We start from the raw sequence: 6,344 nt of genomic DNA, 5'->3' as shown, positions 1-6,344 counted from the left end.
GAGCCGGTCCTTGGCCACGTCGATGCCGATGTTGAGAGCGTCCATCCGATCCCATCCTTGCGCAAGCGGGCTTCGCTTCGAGCGGCCCAAGCGACTGTTCGGGTTCGATGGAACGGCGGACGAGGACACTTGCTCACCCACGGGCTTGGGGTCCCTCAGGGGCACCGGTCTCCCGTCCGCCACCGCAACCGGAACTATACCCGATCCGGCAGAACCAAAGTTACAAGGGGTGTCACCGGCCAGCGAAACCGCGCTGCCAATGGAAAGCGCGCGCCCTCACCCTTCCCTCTCCCCGCCGGGGAGAGGGTTTGCGGCGGGGTACGCGGGACGGACTATTTCAGCTTTTCCACCAGTGCGAGGCCGCCCATATAGGGCTTCAGCGCCTCCGGAACGGCGATGGCGCCGTTCTCCTGCTGGTAGGTCTCCATCACCGCCACCAGAGCGCGGCCGACCGCGACGCCGGAGCCGTTGAGCGTGTGGACGAAGCGCGGGCCTTTCCCCTCGGCGGGGCGGTAGCGGGCATTCATGCGGCGGGCCTGGAAGTCGCCGCACACCGAGCAGGAGGAAATCTCGCGGTACGCCCCCTGCCCCGGCAGCCAGACCTCGATGTCGTAGGTCTTCTGCGAGGCGAAGCCCATGTCGCCGGTGCAGAGCGTGACCACGCGATAATGCAGGTCCAGCTTCTGCAGCACCGCCTCGGCGCAGGCGAGCATGCGCTCGTGCTCCTCCAGCGACTTCTCCGGCGTCGTGATGGAGACCAGCTCCACCTTGGTGAACTGGTGCTGGCGGATCATGCCCCGCGTATCCCGCCCCGCCGCGCCGGCTTCCGCCCGGAAGCAGGGCGTGCAGGCGGTGAGGCGCAGGGGCAGCTCTTCCTCGGAGAGGATGGAGTCGCGGACAAGGTTGGTCAGGGGGACTTCGGCGGTGGGGATGAGCCAATGCGATGCAGATTTTCTGACTACCTCGGCAGTAAACGCCTTCATCTCAGAAACCACTGACGCAACCTGCGCTTCAATCAACTCGAAGGTTTCGGGAGGAATAGCTCCCAGACCTGCCTTTGGAGGTTGCTGTTCCCATACGATTTTTCGAATCTGCTCTTCATTGATTGGAAATGCGCGCAGCCGCTCATTCATCAATGCAATATTTGTGGCTGCAAATTGATCTTCTTCAAACTTCGGCAACTGCGCCGTCCCGAACATGGCCTCGTCCCGCACAAGCAGCGGCGGGTTGACCTCCATGTAGCCGTGCTCGCTCGTGTGCACGTCGAGGAAGAACTGCCCCAGCGCGCGCTCCAGCCGCGCCAGCGGGCCCTTGTTCACCACGAAGCGGGCGCCGGAGAGCTTGGCGGCGGTCTCGAAATCCATCTGGCCGAGCGCCTCGCCGATCTCGAAATGCTGCTTCGGCGCGAAGGCATAGGCCCGCTTCTCGCCGAAGGCGGACTTCGGAACGTTGTCGTGCTCGTCCTTGCCGTCCGGCACCTCGGCCAGCGGCACGTTGGGGATGCCGGCGAGCTTCGCCTCCAGCGAGGCGTCGATGCGCTTCACCTCGGCTTCGAGCGCCGGCACGTCCTCCTTGAGCTTGGCCACCTCGGCCATCAAAGCGGAAGCCTTCGCCTCGTCCTTCTGCGCCTTGGCCTGGCCGATCTCCTTGGAGGCGGCGTTGCGGCGCGCCAGCAGGCCTTCGAGCCTGGTGAGGGTGGCGCGGCGCTCCTCGTCGAGGGCGAGCAGGCCCTGGACCAGCTCCGCCGCCTCGGACCCGCCGCCGCGCCGCGTCAGCGCGCCGATGAGGGCGCCGGGCGCCTCCCGGATCCATTTGATGTCGTGCATGTGACGCTCCGCCGTGCAGCAAGGCGGCGACACGTCCCTCACCGGCGTCATGCCCCGGCTTGTCCGGGGTATCCAGGCCGCCCCGGGCACTGCATCCAGGCCGCCGGGTGGATGGCCGGACAAGCCGGACCATGACGGAAGAGAAGGGCGCGCGCGCCGCGAAATACGCTCTTGCCGGAAAGCCCCGCCGCCGCTCAGCTTGCCGAGGATGCGGCGTCGGCCGCCTGGCGCGCCGCCTCTTCCGCTGCCCGCCGCCGCTCGACGATGCCCACCAGATAGACCGACACCTCGTAGAGAAGCAGCGTCGGCAGGGCAAGGGAGAGCTGGCTGATCACGTCCGGCGGGGTGAGGATCGCCGCCGCCACGAACACCGCGACGATGGCGTAGCGCCGCGCCTTGCGCAGCATGTCCTGGGTCACGATGCCGATGCGCGCCAGCAGCGTCAGCACCACCGGCAGCTGGAAGCAGATGCCGAAGGCGAGGATCAGCGTGGTGATGAGGGAGAGATATTCCGACACCTTTGGCAGCAGCGAGATTTCCGCCTTCCCCTCGCCGCCCACCTGCTGCATGCCCAGGAAGTAGGTCATGGCGAGCGGCATGGCGATGAAATAGACGAACGCCGCGCCGATCAGGAAGCAGATGGGCGTCGCCACGAGATACGGCCTGAAGGCGTTCTTCTCGTGCTTGTAGAGCCCCGGCGCCACGAACATGTAGAGCTGCGTCGCCACCACCGGGAAGGAGATGAAGGCCGCGCCGAACATGCCGAGCTTGATCTGGGTGAACAGGAACTCCTGCGGCGCGGTGTAGATCAGCTTCACGCCCGGCGCGAATCCGGACGCGAACTCGTAGGGCCACAAGAGGATGTTGTAGATCTGCTTGGCGAAGGCGAAGCACACGAAGAAGGCGACCAGGAACGCGCCCGCCGACTTGATGAGCCGCGCGCGCAGCTCGATCAGGTGCTCGATGAGCGGAGCCTTGGAGGCGTCGATGTCGTCTTTCTCGCTCATGAGGCGCTCTTGTCCGGCACGCTCGCGGGCGCGGCCTCGGGGGCGGGCGGATCGAAGGTGGGCGGCGGCAGCGGCTCGGCGGCCGGGGGCGGAATGAGGTCCACGGGCGCCGGGTCAGCGGCGGCCACGATCGGGGCGGCGTCCGGCGCAGGCGCCTTCGGCTCCTCCGGGCGCGGCGCCTCGGTCTTGGTGCCGCCCTCCACGGTGGAGCGGATTTCCTCGCGGATCGACTTCAGCGGGTCGAACATGTCCGCGGTCGCCAGCGTCGATTTCGCGCTGTCGGTGATGTCGGAGATCTCCTTGCGCATGTCGGCGATGTCCGCCTCGCGCAGGGCTTCCTGGAACTGGCCCTGGAACTCGCCGGCCATGCGGCGCAGCTTGGCCATGGTCTTGCCCACGGTGCGCAGCACAGTGGGCAATTCGTGCGGGCCGATCACGATCAGCGCCACGATGCCGATGAGCATCAGCTCCGACCAGCCGATATCAAACATGTGCGCGCCCAGCCGGCGGCGGAGCCGCCGCCCTCCTCAAGGGGTTGTTGTGAGCCGGCCTGAAATCAGACGGGCTTCTTCTCGGCTTCGGCGGCGCTCGCGTTCTGGTGCGGGATGGGGCGCGGGGCCTCGGGCGGGGTCGCCGTCTTCGCCGGCTCGTCGTCCTCGGCCATGCCCTTCTTGAAGGACTTGATGCCCTTCGCCACGTCACCCATGAGATCGGAGATCTTGCCCCGACCGAACAGGAGGAGCACCACGGCCAGCACCACGATCCAGTGCCAGATGCTCATCGAACCCATGTACCGTCCTCCAGATTGTCTTGTTGCCCGGCGCCGGGCGCCGGGGCATGCGTGGGCCGCAGACTAGGCGCCGGAAGCGGCGAAAACAAGAACCTCGGCCGGATCGACGGAGAGGCCCACCTCCTCGCCGCGCGCCACGGTTCCGGCATCCTTCAGCCGCGCGACCACCGGGCGGGCGATGCCCTCCACCATCACTTCCACGAGATCGAGCTCGCCCAGGAAGCGCCGGTCGAGGACGCGCCCCGGCAGGCCGCAGCCGCGCGGGCCGATGCGGATGCCGGTCGGCCGCACCGCCGCCACCACCGGGCCGTCGGGAATGTCCGCCGGCACACGGAAGGTGCCGAGCGCCGTCTCCACCCGCCTGCCGGCGGCGATGCCGGGCGCCTCGTTCATCTCGCAGAAGAAGCGCGCGACGTTGAGGTCCGCCGGGTCGCGGTAGAGTGTCGCGGGCGGCCCCACCTGGACCAGCTCGCCCCGGCGCACCAAGGCGATGCGGTCGGCGAGGCGCATCGCCTCCTCGGGATCGTGCGTGACGATGATGGAGGTCGCCTTGGCATCGCGCAGCACCGCCAGCGTGTCGGCGCGCACCTGGTCGCGCAGGCGCCGGTCGAGGCCGGAGAACGGCTCGTCCAGCAGCAGGATGCCCGGCCGCGGCGCCATGGCGCGGGCGAGCGCCACCCGCTGCTGCTGGCCGCCGGACAGTTCGTGGGGATAGGCGTTCGCCACCTCCTCCAGGTCGACCCGGGCGAGCGCGCGCCGCGCCTCCGCGAGGCCCTCCGCCCGCGGCAGGGCGCCGAGGCCGAACATGACGTTCTCCAGGTTGGTCAGATGCGGGAACAGCGCGAAATCCTGGAACACCAGCCCGACGCCGCGCTTTTCCGGCGGCACGAAGGCGGAGCGCGAGGCCACGTCCCGGCCGTCGAGCAGGATGCGGCCGGAATCGGGCCGCTCGATCCCGGCGGCGAGGCGCAGCAGCGAGGTCTTGCCGCAGCCGGAATGGCCGAGCAGGCAGATCACCTCGCCGGGCTCCACGTCCAGCGACACGCCGCGCACCGCCGGCACGTCGCCGTAGGAAAGGCTCACGTCCTCGAACGACAGGCGCTTGGCAATGGCGGCCGGTGTTCGGGCGCGGACGCCGAGACTTGCGAGCGTGCTCACTCTCGGCCGTCCTCCTGGTCCTCGGGCTCGTCGTCGGGCTCGTCCTCGTCCGAGGGCGGCGGGGTCAGGGCGAAATCCAGCGGCTCGGGCTCCAGCGTCTCCTCGTCCTCGTGCAGGTGGGGATCGTCGGAGGGCAGCGGAATGGTGAAGCCGGGCGGCAGGCGGCCGTCGATCAGGCCGGCGCCCTTCATCTCGTCGAGGCCCGGCAAATCCTGCACCTGGTCCAGGCCGAACTGCACCAGGAAAGCCGGCGTGGTGCCGTAGGTCACCGGCCGGCCCGGCGCCTTGCGGCGGCCGCGCAGGCGCACCCATCCGGTCTCCAGCAGCACGTCGAGCGTGCCCTTGGAGGTGGAGACGCCGCGGATTTCCTCGATCTCCGCGCGCGTCACCGGCTGGTGATAGGCGACGATGGCCAGCACCTCCACCGCCGCGCGCGAGAGCCGGCGCGGCTCCGGCGCGCGCGCCGCCACTACGGCGGCAAGGTCCGGCGCGGTCCGCAGCATCCATCCGCCGGCCGCCCGCACGAGGTTGACCCCGCGCCGGGCATAGTCCGCCTCAAGCGCATCCATCAGCGCGCCGATGTCCGCCTCCTTCGGCAGATGGGCCGCGAGCGCCTGGGCATCCAGCGGCAGGGAGGAAGTGAACAGCAGCGCCTCGACGGTGCGCAGGTCGCGCACGAAGGCGACGGCGCGCTCGTCATCGGGCCGGACGTCGAACAGGTCGATGCGCGGGGCGGCCTTGTTCATGCGCCCTCCCCGGCCGGCTCGCCCGCGGTGCGGTGCGGCCTGAGCCACAGGGGCGCGAACGGGGCATCCTGGCGGATGTCGAGCACGCCCTCGCGCACCATTTCCAGGCTCGCCGAGAAGCTGGAGGCGAGCGCGGTGGCGCGCTGGCTGGGCTCGGCCACGTAGTCGATGAGGAACTGGTCGAGCCGAATCCAGTCCGAGAGCCCGCCGCCCAGCAGACGCTCCAGCCGCTCGCGCGCCTCGGCCAGCGACCAGACCGCGCGGGTCTTGAGCGTGACGTGGGACAGCGCCTTCACCTGCCGCTGGCGGGCATAGGCGGAGAGCAGGTCATAGAGCGTGGCGGTGTAGGTCACCGGCCCCTTCGGCAGATCGCGCGGGTCCGGAAGGGCGCGGGCGAGCACGTCGCGGCCGATCTGCGGCCGCTCCAGCAGGTCCTGCGCCGCCTTGCGGATGCGCTCCAGGTGCCGCAGGCGCCGGGCGAAGGCGTCGGCCAGCTCCTGCGCGCTCGGTCCGTCCTCCTTGGGCGGGGCCGGCAGCAGAAGGCGCGACTTGAGGTAAGCGAGCCAGGCCGCCATCACCAGATAGTCGGCGGCGAGTTCGAGGCGCCCGCGCCGCGCCTGCTCGATGAAGGCGAGATACTGGTCGGCCAGCGCCAGGATGGAGATGCGGGTGAGGTCCACCTTCTGGGTGCGGGCGAGCGCGAGCAGCAGATCGAGCGGCCCTTCGAAGCCGTCGATGTCCACCACGAAGGCGCCATCCCCGCTCTTGGGGAGGTCGTCCTCGGCAAAGCTCGGCGCCGCATCCACGGCCATTGGGA

General features: G+C 69.4%; 7 protein-coding genes. All 7 read right to left on the bottom strand.

What is annotated here, in order from left to right; all coding sequences use genetic code 11:
• Window positions 1–332: 332 nt before the first annotated feature.
• The 7 genes from serS to D9R14_RS21190 all read right to left on the bottom strand — a co-directional run bounded on the left by serS (window position 333) and on the right by D9R14_RS21190 (window position 6,339).
• Window positions 333–1,826, bottom strand: coding sequence for a serine--tRNA ligase (gene serS, locus D9R14_RS21220; RefSeq protein ID WP_121625390.1), 1,494 nt, complete (start codon window positions 1,824–1,826; stop codon window positions 333–335).
• 194 nt (window positions 1,827–2,020) lie between these two features.
• Window positions 2,021–2,833 (bottom strand): twin-arginine translocase subunit TatC, encoded by an 813-nt coding sequence (gene tatC, locus D9R14_RS21215; RefSeq protein ID WP_121625388.1) that lies wholly within the window; start codon window positions 2,831–2,833, stop codon window positions 2,021–2,023.
• Complete coding sequence (gene tatB / locus D9R14_RS21210; RefSeq protein ID WP_121625386.1) at window positions 2,830–3,324, bottom strand: Sec-independent protein translocase protein TatB; 495 nt, start codon at window positions 3,322–3,324, stop codon at window positions 2,830–2,832. Before tatB ends, tatC begins: the two co-directional genes overlap by 4 nt.
• Window positions 3,325–3,389: 65 nt before the next feature.
• Complete coding sequence (locus D9R14_RS21205; protein WP_121625384.1) at window positions 3,390–3,623, bottom strand: twin-arginine translocase TatA/TatE family subunit; 234 nt, start codon at window positions 3,621–3,623, stop codon at window positions 3,390–3,392.
• 63 nt (window positions 3,624–3,686) lie between these two features.
• A complete protein-coding gene (locus tag D9R14_RS21200; protein WP_121625382.1) occupies window positions 3,687–4,781 on the bottom strand; it encodes an ABC transporter ATP-binding protein in 1,095 nt (364 codons plus the stop codon).
• The gene (gene scpB / locus D9R14_RS21195; protein ID WP_121625380.1) at window positions 4,778–5,527 is read right to left on the bottom strand and encodes an SMC-Scp complex subunit ScpB; all 750 of its coding nucleotides are present in this window, start codon (window positions 5,525–5,527) and stop codon (window positions 4,778–4,780) included. Before scpB ends, D9R14_RS21200 begins: the two co-directional genes overlap by 4 nt.
• Complete coding sequence (locus tag D9R14_RS21190; protein ID WP_121625378.1) at window positions 5,524–6,339, bottom strand: segregation and condensation protein A; 816 nt, start codon at window positions 6,337–6,339, stop codon at window positions 5,524–5,526. The genes scpB and D9R14_RS21190 overlap by 4 nt, the downstream gene beginning before the upstream one ends.
• Between the last annotated feature and the right edge of the window lie 5 nt (window positions 6,340–6,344).

The organism is Xanthobacter tagetidis (assembly GCF_003667445.1).
GTDB classification, from domain to species: domain Bacteria; phylum Pseudomonadota; class Alphaproteobacteria; order Rhizobiales; family Xanthobacteraceae; genus Xanthobacter; species Xanthobacter tagetidis.
This window is presented reverse-complemented; position numbering and strand designations above follow the sequence as displayed.

What these genes read in the sequence shown, in the direction of transcription:
- tatC (WP_121625388.1), bottom strand. Translation starts at nt 2,833, where the DNA reads ATGAGCGAGAAAGACGACATCGACGCCTCCAAGGCTCCGCTCATCGAG.
- tatB (WP_121625386.1), bottom strand. Translation starts at nt 3,324, where the DNA reads ATGTTTGATATCGGCTGGTCGGAGCTGATGCTCATCGGCATCGTGGCG.
- serS (WP_121625390.1), bottom strand. Translation starts at nt 1,826, where the DNA reads ATGCACGACATCAAATGGATCCGGGAGGCGCCCGGCGCCCTCATCGGC.
- D9R14_RS21190 (WP_121625378.1), bottom strand. Translation starts at nt 6,339, where the DNA reads ATGGCCGTGGATGCGGCGCCGAGCTTTGCCGAGGACGACCTCCCCAAG.
- D9R14_RS21205 (WP_121625384.1), bottom strand. Translation starts at nt 3,623, where the DNA reads ATGGGTTCGATGAGCATCTGGCACTGGATCGTGGTGCTGGCCGTGGTG.
- scpB (WP_121625380.1), bottom strand. Translation starts at nt 5,527, where the DNA reads ATGAACAAGGCCGCCCCGCGCATCGACCTGTTCGACGTCCGGCCCGAT.